The 17,064-nt window shown below is 63.2% G+C and carries 16 protein-coding genes and 2 tRNA genes; 9 read left to right on the top strand and 9 right to left on the bottom strand.

Annotated features, from left to right (window positions below):
* Window positions 1-61: 61 nt before the first annotated feature.
* The 5 genes from A4H34_RS02970 (at window position 62) to A4H34_RS02950 (ending at window position 5,962) form a co-directional block, all read left to right on the top strand.
* Window positions 62-832: a glutamine amidotransferase-related protein gene (locus tag A4H34_RS02970; RefSeq protein ID WP_009197833.1), complete on the top strand. Its 771-nt coding sequence runs from the start codon at window positions 62-64 to the stop codon at window positions 830-832.
* A 21-nt stretch (window positions 833-853) separates the two neighbouring features.
* Complete coding sequence (locus A4H34_RS02965) at window positions 854-2,017, top strand: carboxylate-amine ligase (protein WP_009197834.1); 1,164 nt, start codon at window positions 854-856, stop codon at window positions 2,015-2,017.
* Between the two features lie 415 nt (window positions 2,018-2,432).
* Window positions 2,433-5,294 (top strand): hypothetical protein, encoded by a 2,862-nt coding sequence (locus A4H34_RS02960; RefSeq protein WP_064231024.1) that lies wholly within the window; start codon window positions 2,433-2,435, stop codon window positions 5,292-5,294.
* A gap of 115 nt (window positions 5,295-5,409) precedes the next feature.
* A tRNA-Ser gene (locus A4H34_RS02955) sits at window positions 5,410-5,497 on the top strand.
* A gap of 36 nt (window positions 5,498-5,533) precedes the next feature.
* Window positions 5,534-5,962 carry a hypothetical protein gene (locus tag A4H34_RS02950; RefSeq protein ID WP_009197837.1) on the top strand — a complete coding sequence of 143 codons (429 nt, stop codon included), beginning with the start codon at window positions 5,534-5,536 and terminating at the stop codon, window positions 5,960-5,962.
* A gap of 44 nt (window positions 5,963-6,006) precedes the next feature.
* Here the strand turns inward: A4H34_RS02950 and A4H34_RS02945 are convergent, their stop codons facing one another.
* Window positions 6,007-6,660 carry a Pr6Pr family membrane protein gene (locus A4H34_RS02945; protein ID WP_064231023.1) on the bottom strand — a complete coding sequence of 218 codons (654 nt, stop codon included), beginning with the start codon at window positions 6,658-6,660 and terminating at the stop codon, window positions 6,007-6,009.
* A 354-nt stretch (window positions 6,661-7,014) separates the two neighbouring features.
* Between A4H34_RS02945 and A4H34_RS02940 the strand changes: the two genes are divergently transcribed.
* A complete protein-coding gene (locus A4H34_RS02940) occupies window positions 7,015-7,800 on the top strand; it encodes a hypothetical protein (RefSeq protein ID WP_064231022.1) in 786 nt (261 codons plus the stop codon).
* 389 nt (window positions 7,801-8,189) lie between these two features.
* Window positions 8,190-8,279: transfer RNA gene (locus A4H34_RS02935), tRNA-Ser, on the top strand.
* A gap of 328 nt (window positions 8,280-8,607) precedes the next feature.
* On the opposite strand, the gene A4H34_RS02930 is transcribed toward A4H34_RS02935, so the two are convergent.
* From A4H34_RS02930 to A4H34_RS02910, 5 genes are all read right to left on the bottom strand, one after another.
* A complete protein-coding gene (locus tag A4H34_RS02930) occupies window positions 8,608-9,048 on the bottom strand; it encodes a hypothetical protein (RefSeq protein WP_009197841.1) in 441 nt (146 codons plus the stop codon).
* A gap of 135 nt (window positions 9,049-9,183) precedes the next feature.
* Window positions 9,184-9,636, bottom strand: a complete 453-nt coding sequence (locus A4H34_RS02925) for a hypothetical protein (RefSeq protein ID WP_009197842.1) — start codon at window positions 9,634-9,636, stop codon at window positions 9,184-9,186.
* A 79-nt stretch (window positions 9,637-9,715) separates the two neighbouring features.
* A complete protein-coding gene (locus tag A4H34_RS02920) occupies window positions 9,716-11,320 on the bottom strand; it encodes a hypothetical protein (protein ID WP_064231021.1) in 1,605 nt (534 codons plus the stop codon).
* A gap of 76 nt (window positions 11,321-11,396) precedes the next feature.
* Window positions 11,397-11,708, bottom strand: a complete 312-nt coding sequence (locus tag A4H34_RS02915) for a type VII secretion target (RefSeq protein WP_009197844.1) — start codon at window positions 11,706-11,708, stop codon at window positions 11,397-11,399.
* Window positions 11,705-12,334: a YbaB/EbfC family nucleoid-associated protein gene (locus A4H34_RS02910; RefSeq protein ID WP_009197845.1), complete on the bottom strand. Its 630-nt coding sequence runs from the start codon at window positions 12,332-12,334 to the stop codon at window positions 11,705-11,707. The genes A4H34_RS02915 and A4H34_RS02910 overlap by 4 nt, the downstream gene beginning before the upstream one ends.
* 468 nt (window positions 12,335-12,802) lie before the next feature.
* Between A4H34_RS02910 and A4H34_RS02905 the strand changes: the two genes are divergently transcribed.
* On the top strand, window positions 12,803-13,738 hold the full coding sequence (locus A4H34_RS02905) for an ROK family glucokinase (protein WP_064231020.1): 936 nt from the start codon (window positions 12,803-12,805) through the stop codon (window positions 13,736-13,738).
* Window positions 13,739-15,007, top strand: a complete 1,269-nt coding sequence (locus A4H34_RS02900; protein ID WP_064231019.1) for a DUF4921 family protein — start codon at window positions 13,739-13,741, stop codon at window positions 15,005-15,007.
* A 173-nt stretch (window positions 15,008-15,180) separates the two neighbouring features.
* Here the strand turns inward: A4H34_RS02900 and A4H34_RS02895 are convergent, their stop codons facing one another.
* The 3 genes from A4H34_RS02895 to A4H34_RS02885 form a co-directional block, all read right to left on the bottom strand.
* On the bottom strand, window positions 15,181-15,558 hold the full coding sequence (locus tag A4H34_RS02895; protein WP_064231018.1) for a hypothetical protein: 378 nt from the start codon (window positions 15,556-15,558) through the stop codon (window positions 15,181-15,183).
* A gap of 6 nt (window positions 15,559-15,564) precedes the next feature.
* Window positions 15,565-15,810, bottom strand: a complete 246-nt coding sequence (locus tag A4H34_RS02890) for a type III secretion system chaperone family protein (protein WP_156510230.1) — start codon at window positions 15,808-15,810, stop codon at window positions 15,565-15,567.
* Between the two features lie 263 nt (window positions 15,811-16,073).
* Window positions 16,074-16,769, bottom strand: coding sequence for a DUF3137 domain-containing protein (locus A4H34_RS02885; RefSeq protein WP_156510229.1), 696 nt, complete (start codon window positions 16,767-16,769; stop codon window positions 16,074-16,076).
* Window positions 16,770-17,064 lie beyond the last annotated feature (295 nt).

Below are 17,064 nucleotides of genomic sequence, written 5' to 3'. Positions count from 1 at the left end.
AGGCGCATACTCACGGTAGACGCTTTTCCCCGTTTCGGCGTCGGCCGTCTAAACTAACGGAATGACCAATACGCCGAGCATCGTCCAGACCGCGCAGCCCTTCCTGCTGGCGGTCTGTCGAATGCCCGGCGCCATCGCGGACGACGAGCTTGAAACCATCATCGACTGGGGCCGCCTCGACCCGAACAGCGGCATCGAGACGATCTCCCTCGTCGACGAAGACGCCGTCGACCCCGCGAGTCTCGATCTGTCGCGGTATTCCGGAGTGATCATCACCGGTTCCCCCTTCGGGTTCGGGCAAGACGAGAACCGCAAGAGCCGCGAACACCAGGTAATGGAACACCGCATCCTTGCGCTCAGCAAACGTCTCGTGGAAGAGGACGTCCCGACCCTCGGGATCTGTTTCGGCCTCCAGGCGATCGTCAAAGCGCTCGGCGGCGAGCTCGTCGAGGGATACGGCGAGGACCTTCAGGCCCCGCGCATGACCCTCACGCCGGAGGCCGCCGGCGACCCTCTGACCGCCGACATGCCGCAGGTCTTTTACGGGTACACGGGCCACGCAGAGGCGGTGGGCGACGTGCCGGGCGACGGCGTCGTGCTCGCCACGGGCGACTATTGTCGCGTCCAAATGGTGCGCTGGGGCGAGAACGTCTACGGGACCCAGTTCCATCCCGAGATCACCCGCGAAGGGATGCGCATCCGCATCAACACCTACGGCGACACCTACTACCCGGCGGATGAGAGAGCGGCGGTCATCGCCCGTTGCGACGCCGCCGAGGTTGCCGAATCCAACCGATTGATCACGAAGTTCGTAGCCAGATACAGTTCGTAGCCAGATACAGGCGGTGATCGCATGTCCATTGCTTTTCGCGACTCCGAGCGCTCGACGGTCGGGCTCGAATGGGAAGTCCAGATCGTCGATCCGAAAACGTTGAAACTGGGCCACAACGCCAAGTGGATCCTGGCGGAGGTTCGCCGCCGGGGATGCAGTCTCGTCAAAGGCGAGATGCACCAGAATATGCTCGAGTTCGTCTCCCGCAAGCGTGTGAGCGTGGCCGAATGCGCGGCCGACATGGAGGAGGCGATCGACGCCGCGTTGCCCTATGCCGAGGAGCTCGGCGTCGGGTTTTCCGGCGGAGGCTCGCACCCCTTCGCTCACCCGAGCGACCAGCCGGTCTCCGAGACGGCACGCTACAGGGAGCTTGTGGAACGCACTCGCTACTGGGGGCGGCAGATGGTGATCTTTGGCACGCATGTGCACGTCGGCGTCGAGGACCGCCGGAAGGTCGCCCCCATCCACAACTTTCTCAGTGCCAAAATCGGCCATCTGCTGGGAATATCGGCGGCCTCCCCCTACTGGGACGACGTCGACACCGGATACGCCGACAACCGGGCGATGATGTTCCAGCAGCTGCCGACGGCCGGCCTGCCGATGCACCTGAACTCGTGGGGCGACCTTGAAAGGATCGCCGGGGACCTCGTCGACGTCGGCGCCATTCGCGAATACAACGAAATCCGCTGGGACGTCCGGCCCTCCCCCGGCTTCGGCACGATCGAGGTGCGCGCTTGCGACTCCGCCACGAACCTCGCGGAAATCCGCGCCATAGCGGCCTTCGTTCACGCCCTGGTCGAGACGGCTTCGCGCGAGCTCGACGCCGGGCGCCCGCTTCTCTCCCTGCCCTTCCACCTCCTCGAAACCAACAAGTGGAGGGGCGCCCGCTACGGGGCGCACGCCGAGCTCGTCGAGTCCGCCGACGGCGAATGCGCGCCGCTCGCCGAGACCCTTCCCGACCTGCTCGCGTGGATCGAGCCCGCAGCCGAGTTCCTCGGCTGCGCGGAGGACCTGGCCGCGGTGCCCGAACTGATCGCCTCGCCCGCAGCGGACAGGCTGCGTGCGGCCGCGGGGCCCGACGGCGACCTCAAGGCCGTCGCGGCCCACGCCCTTGCTGAATTCAACGCCGGCCGCCCGATACAGCCGGACCCGATCGGGGCGGACCCGACCGCGGAGAACCCGTGAAGCGCAGCTGAAGCGAAAGGCATGTGAAGAGCAGACTCAATCGGGTTGGACCTTTAACGGACCAGGCTCGAACGGACCGGACTCAATCGGGCAGGGCCTCAATCGAGCCAAGCGCGGCTGAACCAAACCCGATCGAGCCAAAGGGGCCGTGAAGAGCGGCCGGCGCGAAAGGCCAGAAGGCGGTTGCAACCATGAGGCACGCCAAACGGCGAATTGCACGCCGCTTCGGCCAACCATACGGCGCTTTGCGGACCGCTTTGGTCGGTCCTCCGCAGCGGCCGGCCATCCGCAACGGTCGGCAGGCCCGTCGGCTGCATTCCCGATGCGCCGCCGGGGCTCGCGCGCCTATCTTCGCAATGAGCCGCGCAAACCGACCGCTCGGCGATAGGATAGTTCCGACGGCGAAAGGAATTCTATGGCAGCGCATGCGCGGCGCTTCGGTGCCTGGGCGGTTCTCTTCCTGTTTGCGCTGACCGTATTCGCCGTCGCCCCCCGCTCTGCCCAGGCTGCAAAGGGCGCAAACGCCGCTGGTGCATCCTCACGTCAGCTGGCGCAAAAGCAGGCGGAGAGAGAGCGCTCTGCGGGAGCGGCAAACGGCGCGCCGTCGGCCAATCGAGCCGCAGCGGGTTCGCGCGGCGCCGCGCCGGCTTCCGGGGCACAAGCCGCGGCGAAGGGTGGCAAGCGCCGCACCGTCGTCGTCGTAACCGGCGGCGTGCGCTGGGATCAACTCGACCACGCCAGGGCCCCCAACCTGGCCCAGCTCGGGGCGTCGGGCGCGATGGCCAACCTCGTCCCGCTCGCAACTCGCGGGGCCCCCTGCCCCGTCGACACCTGGCTCGCGTTCTCCGCCGGACGCCAGATCTCCGAACGCGCGATATCCACCACCCCCACGTGCGCCCAGCCGCCCGTGGCCGCCGGCGACGTCCTCCCCAACTGGGACCGTTACACGCGTGCGCTCGCGGCCACCGACCCGAAGGCCAGGCTCGGCCGCTTCGCCGAGTCCCTCCACAAAGCGGGAGTCACCACGCACAGCATCGGCGACGGCGGCGCCTACGTGCTGGCAAACGGCTCGGGAGACGTTCCCGCCAACCACACGCCGAACCCGCTCACCGTCAAAGAGCTCGGCGAAGAAACGGCCAGGAGCGCGGCCAAGTACGACCTCACGATCGTCGACGCCGACGCCGAAAGCTACGCCTCGGACCAGGAACGCGACGCGGCGCGCCAGCTCTTCCAAGAGCAGCGCAAGGAGCTGGAGAACGACCAACAGCCCACCCCGACGCCGACGGACGGCATCGGCCCGGAGAACCCCACGCCGCCCGACACCGTGGACGGCTCCACCCTCCAGCCCGACCGCCGGGCCTTTTCGGCCATCAACACGCTGCGGGTCGAGTCGATCCTCGAACGGGTGCCGGCGGGAACGCGGGTCGTCATCATGTCCGCCGTGGACATCGACACATACTCCTACATGCAGCTGTTCGTCATGGCCGACGTCTCCACGAAGGGCCGGATCATCCCCGTCGGGTTGGCCGGCAGCGACTCGGTTCGCCACGAGGGGCTCATCCAGATGCTCGACGTCGTGCCCACGCTGTTCGAATGGGCCGGCGCGGACCGCACGGGAATCGCCGGATCCCCCATATCGGTGGCGAGAACCGCCGACGCCTGCGAGCAATCCCAGCCCTGCTACACGAACCGCGTGGACGAGCTCGCGGACCAATCCCTCCACGCGAACAAGATGCGCACCTTCCGGGGCGAATTCATCCAATACATGACCTGGGCCGCCATCGGATACTTCCTCTTGTCGCTCTTCTTCTTCGCGCGGCGCTTCTACGCCTCCACCCTGGGGCGAAGGCGCGCCTACGCCAAGCTGTGGCAGTGGCTGGGGCTGACTCTCTCGGCGCTGCCGCTGGCGAGCCTCGTCGCCAACTACTTCGGCTGGTGGTCCGCTTCCAGGCCGTACGTCGCCCTTTTCGGCGGCAGCTGGATCGGGGCGGCCGCCGTCGCCGCCGCCGTCCTCCCCCTCGCGCGGCTGCATTCGCTCGCGCCGCTGACGGTCGTCTCCTGCTCGACGGCGGCGCTCGTGGCGATCGACGCCGCGACCGGATCCGAGCTCATGGCCGACTCCCCCGTCGGATTCAACCTCCTGACCGCCGCCCGGTTCTACGGCATAGGCAACGAAGCGTATGCCCTCCTCGCATCCGGGGCCCTCATCGGGCTGGCCTTCCTGGGCGTGTGGCTGCGAAGGTGGGGCAGGTTCGCAGCGGGCGGCGTCGTTCTCTTCATCGGCCTCGCGATCGGCGCGATCGACGCCCTGCCCTCCATGGGCGCCGATTTCGGCGGCGTCCTTTCCTTCGTCCCCGCGCTCGGCCTCCTCGTCCTGATGGTCGCCAAGCTGCGGCTGTCGTGGCGACGGCTCCTTGTGGTCGGAACGGTGACGATGGGCGCCGCCGTCGCGATCGCCGTCGTCGATTGGATGCGCCCGGCCGAGGCGCGCACCCACCTTGGACGATTCGTCCAGTCGGTGGTCGACGGGGACCTGCTCGCCGTCGTCGGCCGCAAACTCAGCACGAACATTCGGCTGCTCTCAGCGTCGACGCACCGGTGGGTGGTGCTGGCCGCGCTGCTTCTCTTCTTCCTTTGCCTCATTCACCTCGTGCGCGTCCCTAAGAATCCCGACGGCGCAGGCGGCGCCCTCCCACGCGCAGGCGGCGCCCTCTCCCGCGTAAGCGACGCTCCCTCTCGCGCGGGCGGCGTTTCCTCTCCTGCAGGCGACGCCCTCTCAAGCGCAACGGACCGCGCAGAAGCGGACGCAGGCGCGGCCGTCAGGGTAGAAACCGCCGTCGCGGCCCAGCCCGTATGGACCGGAACAGCGCAAGAGGGAGGCCGCACAGAGCGCACGGAAACGGGCGCATTGGGAGAAGAGGCATTGGGAGAGGACGCCATCGAAGGAAGGTCGAAGTTACGGCGCGCGATCGCGTGGTGCCACATGTGGGCGGAGCTTGTCTGGCTTCGCCTGCGGGAATGGGCACGGCGGACGAGGATCCGGGCGGAGGAGAGCTGGTCTCTCCGGCCGCTGGAGGGCCGGACGTTTGAAGGTCTTCGCCTTGGCCTCATCTCGTTGGGCGTGTGCATGGCGCTCGCTTTCGGGCTCAACGACTCCGGCATCGTCCTGCCAGGCATGGCGGCGATACTCGTCATACCCGGCATCGCCGTCGCCGCGGTCAAGGACCGGGAAGGCGGAAGACGCGAAGTCGGAGGAAACGAACCGACCGAAGCGTGACAGTCACTGGCACTCCCCTATCGTCGCATGTCCGACGTCGTCAATGGGGAGGAGGATCCGCTCCCTGTGCGCGTTCGGAAGGTATGCGCTAGAATCGACGTGCCTATCAAACAATGGAAGGTTGACAGAGCGGCCGAATGTGACGGTCTTGAAAACCGTTGTGCGGCGACCCCGCACCAAGGGTTCGAATCCCTTACCTTCCGCGGACAAAGGGACATTCACGCAACCGAGGGAGAGACATGAACTACCAACTGCGAGCGGTCACCATTCGAACCAACAACTCCCTGGAGGGCATGACGCAGATAGGCAATCTGTGGACGGACATCATGAATGGCAAGTTCAATCTGGACCTCCCCCCGAATGGGACGATCATCTCCCGTTACTCCAATTATGAAAGCGACGAATCCGGCAACTACGACCTGAGCGTCATGGCCGTGAAGAAGGATTTCGTCGAACAGCTGGAGGCCGAAGCGAAGAAGGGGCGTTTCCGCGTCTACCGCGGGGAGACCGACGACGGCGACGTCGCAGCCGCCACCGAGCTCGCCTGGCAGCGGGTGTGGAACGACACGCAATCCGGCGAGCTCAAGCGCGCATTCACCGTGGATTACGAGCTGAGCGAGATCGAGAGCGGGAAGACCACCTGCACCGTCTACATCGCGCTGCCTTAAGAGACCTTTTCCCGCCTCCCCGCACCGGCCTTGACGGCGTCTGTCTACGCCCGCTTTTTGCCGCGTTTGACCCAGTACATTGCGTAGCCGAGAAGCACGAATAGGACCAGCATCACCACACAGTAGAGGGTTACGGCACCCCAGCCAATCTGGCGTCCGTTAAGGAAAAAGTACGGGAAGGGGCTGTCTTCGTTCTCGGGAATTGGGACGTTGAAAACGATCCCCCGAACCAAGGCGTAGAAGAGGTAGGCAAGGGGAAGGGCCGGCCACAGCAGGGGCTCGGTCCGGCGGTAAGAGCCGCGCGGGTCGAAGAACAGCCAGTCTGCGGCCACGAGGATCGGGACGATGAAGTGGACCGTCAAATTGTCGTAGGCCAGCACCTCGGAAGGGTCGGTCTTCGGCAACAGCAGAATTCCGAAGGTGAAGAAGGTCATGAGAATGGCGGTGGTCACCGCCGCCTTCACGCGAAGGTACCCCTTCGACCTGAGGACCCCTGTGCAGTTGACTGCAAGCAAAACCAAATGCAGGCCAAAGAAAAGCACCACCAAAGAATTCGATATCATCGTGTAATAGGTAAACTGAAACCATTTGAACGGATACATCTGCACGTAGACACCTGTCACTCCCAGAAGGACGATTGCCAGGGCGTTGACCATTTGAATGCCGCGGCGCTTCACCGCCACTCGCTTTGCTTCCATCTTCGGTATCGCTTTCCTCTTTCCTCGTTCGGTCCTTTTCAGACTTGATCCCTAAGCGTCAATTCTAGCACGGACGTTCGACGATCGCCCAAGCCGACTGAGGCGGACAAAGTAGGCGAGGTCGGTGAATTGAAGGCAAAACCGGAGGCAAAACAGCGCAGGAGGTTTGCGAAGAGAACGCCATGCCGAAGGCAAAACCGCGTAGAGCAACGAATCCGGAGATACGAAGCGCGCTGCAGAAACCGCAGTCAACACGGCGGGTCAAATGCCCTCGCCGGCGGGGATGCTCGGTGTACGATGAAGTAGCTCACCACACTTTGAACGAAGTGACTCACCCATTTCGAAAGGGCTTCGATGAAGAACTCGGCTTTTGCCGCGAGCGCGGCCTGCCTCTGTCTCCTGCTCTCATCGTGCGGCTCGGATTCCTCCCCCGCAACGCACGACGCCTCCAATGTCGCAGCCACCGCCGCGTCAAACGGCGGTTCAGCCTCATCGGGGGCCGACTCCGCGACGTCGAGCGTCAACTCCAAAACGCCGGGGGCGGGCGGCGCTTCGGCGTCGTCGGGCTCCTCGGACGGCGGCTCCCCGAGCAACCGGCGGAACCCGAAGCCTTCGCCGGCAAGCAGCGTCGGCAGGGCGAGCAAGGGCTCGGTTCTGGCGTCGGTCAAGTCGATGGCGTCCGCGCGCGTGACAATGCAGGTTTTCTCGAACGACGCCGCCAACGCGAACCCCACGAATAAGGACTTCGGCGGGGTCTATGACGTGACATGGAGCGGGAACGAGGCGGCGTCGGTTTCGCCGTCGGATCCCAAAGCCGACGTCGGGCATTTGTTCTGGAAGGGGAAGTTCGCCTACCTCTTGCGGCACGCGGAACGCGAAACTGTGCAGGCCGAGAAGACGGTCTTCTCCGTCGGGCGGGTGAACGCGCCGCTTGCGCAGGAGCGGCAGGCGGGCTTCGCGCCATGCGCCCAAGACGGCACATTCCGCGTGCGCGAGGCCACGATCGAGTACGACCCCGCCTCGCAGGCCGTCACGCGACTCGATCTGACGACCGAATCGACCGACCTCAAGGTGCCCAACAGCTCGCGGGCCGTCTCATGCCGGCTCGTCATGGCCTTCTCCCAGGTCGCACGGAGCTGAACGCTCACGGGCCTTGTCCCGCCAGTCCTCCTCGCCCCCTCCCAGGCGGAGCTGAGTTCAGGCGTCTCTTTCCGACCCCTTCCCTTTCCAGCCCCTTCCTTCTCTTTGGTCGCGCGAATCTGAGGGGCGGCTCCGCCTTCCCTCGGAATCCGCCTTCCTCCTCTCAAATCTCGCTGAGCCGCGGGGTTAGAGCACCCGCTAAACGGCGCTCGCCGATCCAGCCCGCAGGTACGCCGCCACCGCGAAGCACAGTTTCGAGGCCGCATTCGTCGGCGGCGGACAGGCTCACGCTCACCGGCGCGGGCAAGCTCAGCAGGCTCAGTCCATAGGCCAATGGGCAACAGACCCGGTGGATCGAGTGCAACAAACACGCTATCCTTGATGGTACTGGAGACGTCGCATAGTCCGGTCGAGTGCGCCTTCCTGCTAAGAAGGTAGGGGTTCAAAGCCCCTCGCGGGTTCAAATCCCGCCGTCTCCGCAGAGCCTAACCGCTTTACGCGAGCCCCGGCCTTTCTTATAGCCGGGGCTTTGCTGTTTGCGACACTGCTGGCGTCAGTGCCTCCGCTGCTTCCCTCCGCAGTGCTCGGACGAAACTGAAGGCACTGTGTTCACCTATCTACCTACCCGCTGTCGGGAAACTCGGGCAGATGGACCAGAGACTTTACACCTGCACTCTGGCCGCCAGCCTGTTGAGCTCGACCTCAACCCTCGGCCAGCTTGGAGCATCGAGAGCAATCTTCCACTTGCCGTAATCTTCGGCATAATTCGGGAGCCAGAGAGTGCGGATGTTCCCATAACGACAGAGGTCAAAGCCCCCGCAACGCCTCTTCCACCACAGGCCTGTTCGGACGATTGGTGTGGATCTTCCATTGTCCAAAGCCCTCACCATAACCCGGCGACCAGCGGGCGTGGCCTTGAGCAGTCACCCCGAGGAACATGGACGTCCACAGCGGGGCTTCGCTAATGTTGCCCGCCCCTTCTCTCCATCGGGCGATCGCACGGCTGACCGTCTCGATCTCGAGGTCCGGCAGCCAGTCGTCCCACGACTCGCCTCTCCAGACCACCATGTTGTACATCAGACGGGTGCCGGCCTCCTCGTTGACATTGGCGAGAAGCCCGAGCTTCGTCCAACCGTTGGCGTTCTCATTCGCCTTGCGAGTCAGAACCTCGACGATTCGCGACATGTAATGGGTATCAACCTCCTGAAGCGGGGTTAGCAAGGCCGATTCTTCATTCGACGGTTCCATATCAGTTCCACATCAGTTCAGCTGGCAGAGCTGCGCGGTCTTCTAGCTCGAACCCAGGGTCTCTAGACTCGTTAGAGTGAAATCCAGTGATCGCGCATCACTCCCGACCAAACCGAGAAGTTGAAACTCGAGGTTTTACCCCTGCTCCCTGGCTAAAAGCTTATCGAGCTCGGCCTCGACCCTCGGCCAATTGGGAGCATCTCGCGTTATTCGCCACGCCCCATAGTCGGCTGCATACTCTGGGAGCCAGAGAGTGCGAACGTTACCATCGGACTGCAAAACCGCACCAAAAAACATCGCTGTCCATTTTGGAAAATCTCCAACAATCAATTCTTGCTGCCAATCATAGAAAATGTCGGCTAATGCTTTTAAAGCAAGCTCAGGAAACCATTTATCGTACTTTTTCCCCTTCCAGACTACAGCGATATAAGTGAGCACGCTTGGATTATCTGGAGACTGATTCACCAACAGACCAAGTTTAGTCCACCCTTCGGCTCGTTCATCCGCACAGTCCTCCATGATCTGGAAAACATGACCCATGTAACGAGTATCGATCTCATGGGACGGAGGTAGCTTATTGATTGTCATGATTAATCTTCCTTCGCTTTAGGAGTTTTCATTTATGATAACAAGCATTATTCTCCCACAAAAGCATGGGAAAGCAACGCTATTGCATGGCTTCCAAACCACGCTCCACGTTGGAAAAGGAGCGCGAGGAACAGAGTTCTTCCAGCCCTTCGGAGACAATCGAATCAACGTGAGTCACGATGGTTTCAGGCCGTCCATGTATGGAGCCGGTTTCTTGCATGTAGGTGTGGACCCAAGAGTCTTCGGGCAGGTCGCGGGTGATTGAACGCTCGTACTTTTGATAAAGGTCCGGATGATTCATGTGTTTCTCGTGGCTGGTGAGATTGAGGTTCGTCTCCTTCATCTCCAACTTGCTCACAATCTCCCTTCCGTCTGGATCGAGTTGTTTGTATGCGCTTTCCCAGTCGTGGGCCGGGTTGGATGGGTCGGCGATGGATTGACGCATCTGTTCGACGTGCGGGGCGGCGTCGGCGTGCTTGCCGCCAAAGACGGTCGCCGGGTCATACTCGCTGTTGAGGATCCGGTGGCGGGCGGGATCGATCAGGTGAGAGTTGACCCTGTGGCCTGCCTGGTAGTGATAAATTTGGCCGGTGACGGGATCTTTGAGCGGACTGACAGAGCCCTTGTTCATGTCCCGATAGAGTTTGCGCTCGGCGACGTCGGCGCTTCCTCCCAGGCGGCGGCGGGCGACGTTTCGGCCGCTGTGAACCGTCTCCACGCCCAAGAAGTTGCCTTTCCTGTCAAAATGATAATCCGCATACGCGCCGTTGCCGCGCCTGCCTCCGTTGTGAAGAGCTCGGCGTTCGACGCTGCCGCCGGGAACCAGCGGCTTGGGCGGCGGCGGGTTGAAAGATTTGCCTCGGCCGAGGGCGTTGGCGAGGGCGGGGGCTGCGTCGTCGGCCTGCCCCGCGGCCTTGCGCACGCCTGCGCCCGAGTGGTTGGCCAAAGCGTTCTTGAACTTGGTGAGCACGTTCTTCGCCCCGTCGGCCAGCTGCCCGAGGGCGTGGCCGGAATGGAACAGATCCTTGATGTGCCCGCGCAGCACAGTGGCCGAATGGAGAACCTGGCTCGCGACGTCCTCGATGATAAACGGCGTCAGGGCACCGAGGGACAGGAATTCCATGACTGTGTACTTCGCCAGGGAGGAGACCGTGTCGCTGATGCGGTCGCGCACGAGGTCGTGGACGACCTGCACCGCCACCGAGACCCCCAACAACGACGTCGCCATGCCCTCGGACAAGCCTCCGACCATGCCGATATGCCGGGACATGTCCGTTTGATGAGACCTGTAGGCGGCGATCGTGACGCCCTCGGCGCCGTCCATGTCCTCGTTGACGGCGCGGGCGAGGACGGCCGAGTTCTCATTCAGGCTGCCCCCGATCGAGGACCACGTCTGGGAAAAGGCGCGGACCTCGCCGGGATTGCCCGTCAGATCGTTGAGCCAGTCCTTCAAAGGCGAGAAATGCTCGATCACCCACGCCAACCCCCACGACAACAGCTTGCCGAAAGGGTCGCGGGCGAGGTCGGCCATGTCGAGCGCTCCGCCCAACCCGGCGAGAGAGCCTGCGAGCCAGGACTTCGCCTGCAACGCCTGGGTCAGGCCTTCCCCGTCCTCGATCAGCCCCAGCCCCGCCAGGGCCGACGGCTCGTCCTCGCCCCGAGCAGCCTTCGCATAAACAGCCATGATTGCCTTGCCTCCTATAAGAACTTCTTGCTCGCGTCGGCCAGTAACGGCCGGCATTCGGCGAACGACGCCCCCTTCACGCCAGCCCCGTCTCGACGGTGCGTATATGGGCGGCCTGCTCGGCGTCGGAAGACTCGAAATCGTCGGCTGCGGCCCGCAGCCCGGCCGCCGTCTCCTCCAGAGACTCGCCCACAGCCTCGATCGCCGCGTCGGCCACGGTCTTCACAATCGTCAATGGAGGGACGAAGAACTGACACATGATCCCAAAAGCTCCGGAAGACAAAGTGGCTCCCGAGGCCTTGCGGGCGCTAGACACCCCGCCGACGACGTCGTCCACCGCCCGCGAATGATCACGCAGCCCCTGCGGGTTGACATTGAGATTCTTCACGACTGACCGCCCTCGTCATCGTCCTCTTTGCTGCGGCGGAAGGCCCGCCCGCCGGCGCTCCCCGACCGTCCGGTCAGGCCCGCCAGTCCGCCGCCCGGTTGCCCCAAATGCCTCGGCTTCCTCGATTCCTTGGCGCCAGCCGCCCGGGGCTCGGCGTCGGCAGACCTTTCCGTCGGCTCGTTCGGAGCACCCGGATGCCACACACCCGACTGGAGGGCAGAGACCCCGAGCGCTTCGCTTGAACCTCGACCGGCATTGAGCAGGCGACCCGCCTCGGCCAACGCCGCCGCAGCCGTGGCCGAATCTGCCCCGAAAGTCTCATGCATCAAGCGCGCGTATCGATTCGCCGCATCCCGATGGGCCTGACGCGACGCCTCCACGACCAGCTCGGCCAACCTGTCCAATGACACGCCGGAGGCCCCGGTCGAGAACTGAATCGCCGTCAACGCCCCCGCTTGATTGACCGTCGCCGTCACCTCGCCGCCAGCGCTCTTGCCGTACCCGCGCAAACGTTCCACGGCGCCCCGCAGGGCGCGCGCCCGCGTCAAATCCCTCTGAGCTTGGGCCACCTGCCCGTCAACCGTCGCCAACGCCGCCGCCAACGACGAAAAGTCCTTCGCCACCATGATGCACTCCCTTTCACGATAGACTCGGTGGCCGCCCGCCGAACCGCGAAGATTCGCTGGACTCCGAATTGCTGAAGAAACTACTCCGCCTACGAAACCGACACTATGGGCAATGGTGCCCATTGACTTTTCAGGAGTTAATGACTTTAAAGAATCAATGAAGGTTTGAGGGCGAACCGAATCGTCCGTAGACAAGCAGGAAACCCGCTCGTCTACAGCGAGTGCCGTTCACATTGCAGGCCCGGGCGCATCGCAGCACATCGGTCCCGTCACGGGATGGACAGATGCGTCGGCGGCCTCCGGATACCGATCCGGCGCGTGGCCAGGTTCCGCATTCAGCCGGCGAGCTGAGGCAGCCATCAGCTCGAGCAGCCGTCGGTCTAAGACAGGAATCGACCTGGGGAAGTCGTTGGAATTTCAACCGTATCGCGGCGTTGCCGAGGCCCCAGAATCGGCTAAACTAAAGTCATGCGTGTGAACATCGGCGTGGACGTCGGCGGCACGAAGATTGCCGCGGGAGCCGTTGACGACAATGGAGAGATACTTGCCCTCGTGCGGAAGCCGACGCCTGCGTCGAGCTCGGATGCAGTGGCGGACACAATCGGCGAGTGCGTGAAGGAATTGGCCGGGTCGTACGACGTCGAAGCCATAGGCATCGGGGCCGCCGGCTTTGTCGACCGCGAGCGCACAACCGTGGTTTTCGCTCCGAATCTGGCGTGGCGCAACGAGCCGCTGGCCGAGAAGGTCTCGCAGGCCACCGGGCACCGCGTCGTCGTCGAGAACGACGCGAACGCAGCAGCATGGGGAGAGTTCAAGTACGGCGCGGCAAGCGAGCACTCCTCGGCCGTGGTCGTCACCGTGGGGACGGGGATCGGCGGCGGGATAATCGTCGACGGCGCCCTCCTGCGCGGGGCCGGAGGATTCGCGGGAGAAATCGGGCATATCGTGGTCAATCCGGGAGGCCAGCGGTGCGGCTGCGGCGTTCTGGGATGTTGGGAGGCGCAGGCCTCCGGCACGGCGCTGGTTCGCATAGCGCGCCAGTTGGCCGCGGATTCGCCCGTATACGGCGCGCGCATGCTCAAACTGGCGGGCGACCGCGAGATCACGGGGCTGGACGTCACTCGCGCGGCACAGGCAGACGACCCGGCGGCGCTGGAGTGCTTCGCCGAAATAGCCGAGTGGATCGGAATCGGAATGGCCACCCTCAGCGCGGCGATCGACCCGGACGTCTTCGTCCTCGCTGGCGGCGTCAGCGAATCGGGGGACCTTCTCGCCGTTCCCGCGCGCGCCTCCTTCGAAAAGTCCCTGACCGCGAAGGAATTCCGTCCCGCTCCCCTCGTCAAGATCGCCACACTCGGAAACAACGCCGGCATCATCGGTGCCGCAGACCTAGCGAGGCGCTAAATGGCAGACATCCTCACCCGGATGGCAGACGGAACTCTCAAGCAGCGCAACCCATTCACCGGCACGGTCGTCTGGACGGTGCCCGGACGCGGAAACCGGCCGCTGCCCTCCTCCGCCCCCGACTCCGGGCCGATAACCGACTTCGGATACACATGCACCTTCTGTGAGTCCCGCGTCCTCGAAACCCCGCCGGAGAAGTCGCGCATCCTTTCCAGCGGGGAGATCGTCAGAGGGATGCCGGTCGACGGCTTGGCGGACCCTTGGGAGTTCCGCAGGGTCCCCAACCTTTTCGAGATCGTCTCCTACGCCTACTGGGAGAAGAATTACGACTATCAGATGCCGGGGCCGGCCCGCGAGCGCATGGAGCGCTACATGGCGGACCCGGCCGGGCGCGCCCATATCCAAGCGGTTCTCCGAGGGTCGGGCATGAACGAAGATGCCATGGCCGAGCGCGCCCCCGCTTTCTTCGGAGGGGGGCACGACCTCATCCTCGGGCGGCGCCACTATCTCGACGGCGCCACCGACAAGTCCCAGCTGGCCTGGGCAGGCTCGCTCACTCCCGAGGAGCATTCCCGCTATTGGACGCTCACGATCGACGCCATGCAAGACCTTTACCAGCAGAACCGCTACGTTGCGTACGTGCAGGTCTTTCAGAACTGGCTCAAACCCGCGGGCGCGTCCTTCGACCATCTTCACAAGCAGCTCGTCTCCATCGACGAGCGAACGGTCAATCAGACCGTGGAGATCGAACGCGTGCGCGCGAACCCCAACCTCTACAATGAGTCCGGGGTGGATTACGCCGCCAAGCACAACCTCGTCATCGCTGAGAACGACGGCGCCGTCGCGATCGTCGGCTTCGGCCACCGCTACCCCACGCTCGAAGTGTGGAGCCGGTCTTCGGCGATCCAACCCTGGGAGCACACTCCCGGCGAAGTGCGCCACATGTCCGATCTAGTTCACGCGATGCACGCCGCAACAGGCGGTGGAATCCCCACAAACGAAGAATGGTACTGCGCTCCCATCGACACCGACGTGGCGATGCCTTGGCGCATCCTCCTCAAGTGGCGGGTCTCCACACTCGCGGGCTTCGAGGGCAGCACGAAGATCTACGTCAACACCGTCGATCCTTGGACGCTCAGAGACAAGGTGGTGCCCCGACTGCTCGATCTGCGCGCCGAGGGCAAGCTCGCTTCGGGCATCAGCATCGCCACCGAATGCTCCTGCCGCGTCAACTCGCTCAAGTACAACCCTTACCTGCGCCACCGATAGAAGCCTGCATCGTCGGCGGCGACCTGCGCCACCGATAAGGCCCGCGCCGCCAGCGGAGACATCCGACGCCGACGGCGGCGAACTCAGTTTGTGACGTCGAGCTTTCGCTCACGCCGCCGGGCATTCGCCTGCGCTGCCGAGAGAGAACAAGTCTTTTGCCAGCGCGTCGGGCCTCATTCGTAGGCGGCCGCGGGAATGAGAGCCGTCAGTTCCTCCATGAGTTTGACGCACCGATCCGCGTCTTCAACGTCGTACCGATCAATCCAAAGGAAGACGCCGTCGCCGTCGAATGCCAAGCGCTCGCCGCGCAGACGATCCATAAAGAACTCCTGCACGGGCCTGGTCAAAACGGCCTGGCCCACGCGTTCGTCGTCCGTTTTGACGTCAAACTCTCTGTTAAATTCCTGCCATTCGGTGGTGAGGTCGTTGTTGGCCAAACCGAAGACGCCCTCAGGCTTGATGCGCATGAGAGGAAGCGGCCCGGGAAGCGGATAGCGCAGAATGGCGCACGCTTCCGTCCGACGGTCGTCGCCGTAGCTCTCCGTCCACACGAGCTCTTAGTAGAGCGCCTCGCCCGCACGCGTCGGGATGCGCAGAACATCGCGAGCCGTCGCCCCGCCGATCCTGAACAGCCGACCCGTCTGCCGGCCCAGGTCCCTGTCGGATTCCGTGAAATCGAATCCCCGGTTTTCCGCCCACTGCCGCCGCTCGTCGCTTTTTTGCCGTTCATATGCGAATCCGAGGATCCCGACGAATATGGCCACGACGATCACCATGATCACAACGGGCATGGTCTCACTCATTTCACGTTTGGATGCGAGAGTCACAATACATCTCCCCTGTCGTCATTTTCTAAAAGAAGAGGCGCGCTCGCGAACGAACAAGCCCTCGCTCGCACGTAAACGCCACTCTGTCGCGGTTTATTTCAAACCCCGCCTCCAGACTACTTTCACTCTAGAATGAACGTAACACACAATCCGGAGTGCGTCGGACCGCTTGTAAACGTCAGTCCTCCTCGCCTTCGTCGAACTGCTCCTCTTGGTCCGCTCCCTTCTTAATCGGACTCCTATTCTTGGCTGAAGACGAATGCGGGCACTCGGGACACGAACTCGTCCAGGACCGGACCGTAGGCAAGAGAGCGCTTGGCCTTGTAGCGACCGACTGAAAGATAGAGCTCGTCATCCGTAAACGTCAAGCGATAGTCGCGCATGCGATCCATGAGGAACTCTTGGACGGGGCCTGCTAGAAGAGCGTGCGCCGTCTGTTCGTCGCTCGACCTGACGTCGAAGGCCTTGTTGAACGCCTGCCACTCCGTGTTGATGTCGTCGTTGGCACGTCCGAACCGCCGTTCAGGCTCGATCGTGATATAAGGCAGAAAGCCAGGAAGCGGATAGTAAAAGTAAGCCTTTGAATGCTGCACTTTCCTTCCTTCTGAACTTCCCAATGAACCCTGCGAGTCCCTGGTAAACCATCTTACCTCGTAGTATTTCGCATTCCCTGCGTTCGTCGGAATGATTAGAACGTCGTAAGCACAATGATCCCAGCCGGCGAGGTCGAACACATCCCGGGTCTGCCTTCCCAAGTCCCTGTCGGACTTGATGAGCTGCACTCCGTTGTTGCGCGCCCATCTTCCTCTCAGATAACGCGAGATGATAAAGAAATAGACGGCATACAGGCCTACAGAAACGAATATAAACGTGAACAGTCCAATGGCCAGCGTTTTGTTCACTGGATCGTCAACTTCGGTGATTGCAGCAGTCATTTTGTCCCTAACTACGGGGCCGCCCAAGCGCAGTCTGTTCGCGTTCGAAGCGGTCGAGATATAACGCAGCAAGTGTCAGTGCAGTGATTCGACCGCAAGCCCTTCCACCCGCAGGCCCGGAGGGTTCGACGCCGACCGCGCGAAAGTCACTGATTCCGATTCTAGGCAGGCGCCGGCAGCCACACCAGACCTCCGAGCGTGGAGATCTCCCCTTGCACATTGGCGTGCGGTCGAGATCAGCGCAGCGGGCGCCGGCTTTTGATGCGTATGCGCGGCAATGAGCCGGGCGGCGGCT

The organism is Peptidiphaga gingivicola (genome assembly GCF_001652275.1).
In the GTDB taxonomy this organism is placed as follows: Bacteria; Actinomycetota; Actinomycetes; order Actinomycetales; family Actinomycetaceae; genus Peptidiphaga; species Peptidiphaga gingivicola.
This window is presented reverse-complemented; position numbering and strand designations above follow the sequence as displayed.

Excerpts from the sequence above, each read along its gene's own strand:
- A4H34_RS02970 (WP_009197833.1), top strand. The coding sequence starts at position 62 with ATGACCAATACGCCGAGCATCGTCCAGACCGCGCAGCCCTTCCTGCTG.
- A4H34_RS02965 (WP_009197834.1), top strand. The coding sequence starts at position 854 with ATGTCCATTGCTTTTCGCGACTCCGAGCGCTCGACGGTCGGGCTCGAA.
- A4H34_RS02960 (WP_064231024.1), top strand. The coding sequence starts at position 2,433 with ATGGCAGCGCATGCGCGGCGCTTCGGTGCCTGGGCGGTTCTCTTCCTG.
- A4H34_RS02950 (WP_009197837.1), top strand. The coding sequence starts at position 5,534 with ATGAACTACCAACTGCGAGCGGTCACCATTCGAACCAACAACTCCCTG.
- A4H34_RS02945 (WP_064231023.1), bottom strand. The coding sequence starts at position 6,660 with ATGGAAGCAAAGCGAGTGGCGGTGAAGCGCCGCGGCATTCAAATGGTC.
- A4H34_RS02940 (WP_064231022.1), top strand. The coding sequence starts at position 7,015 with ATGAAGAACTCGGCTTTTGCCGCGAGCGCGGCCTGCCTCTGTCTCCTG.
- A4H34_RS02930 (WP_009197841.1), bottom strand. The coding sequence starts at position 9,048 with ATGGAACCGTCGAATGAAGAATCGGCCTTGCTAACCCCGCTTCAGGAG.
- A4H34_RS02925 (WP_009197842.1), bottom strand. The coding sequence starts at position 9,636 with ATGACAATCAATAAGCTACCTCCGTCCCATGAGATCGATACTCGTTAC.
- A4H34_RS02920 (WP_064231021.1), bottom strand. The coding sequence starts at position 11,320 with ATGGCTGTTTATGCGAAGGCTGCTCGGGGCGAGGACGAGCCGTCGGCC.
- A4H34_RS02910 (WP_009197845.1), bottom strand. The coding sequence starts at position 12,334 with ATGGTGGCGAAGGACTTTTCGTCGTTGGCGGCGGCGTTGGCGACGGTT.
- A4H34_RS02905 (WP_064231020.1), top strand. The coding sequence starts at position 12,803 with ATGCGTGTGAACATCGGCGTGGACGTCGGCGGCACGAAGATTGCCGCG.
- A4H34_RS02900 (WP_064231019.1), top strand. The coding sequence starts at position 13,739 with ATGGCAGACATCCTCACCCGGATGGCAGACGGAACTCTCAAGCAGCGC.
- A4H34_RS02890 (WP_156510230.1), bottom strand. The coding sequence starts at position 15,810 with ATGAGTGAGACCATGCCCGTTGTGATCATGGTGATCGTCGTGGCCATA.
- A4H34_RS02885 (WP_156510229.1), bottom strand. The coding sequence starts at position 16,769 with ATGACTGCTGCAATCACCGAAGTTGACGATCCAGTGAACAAAACGCTG.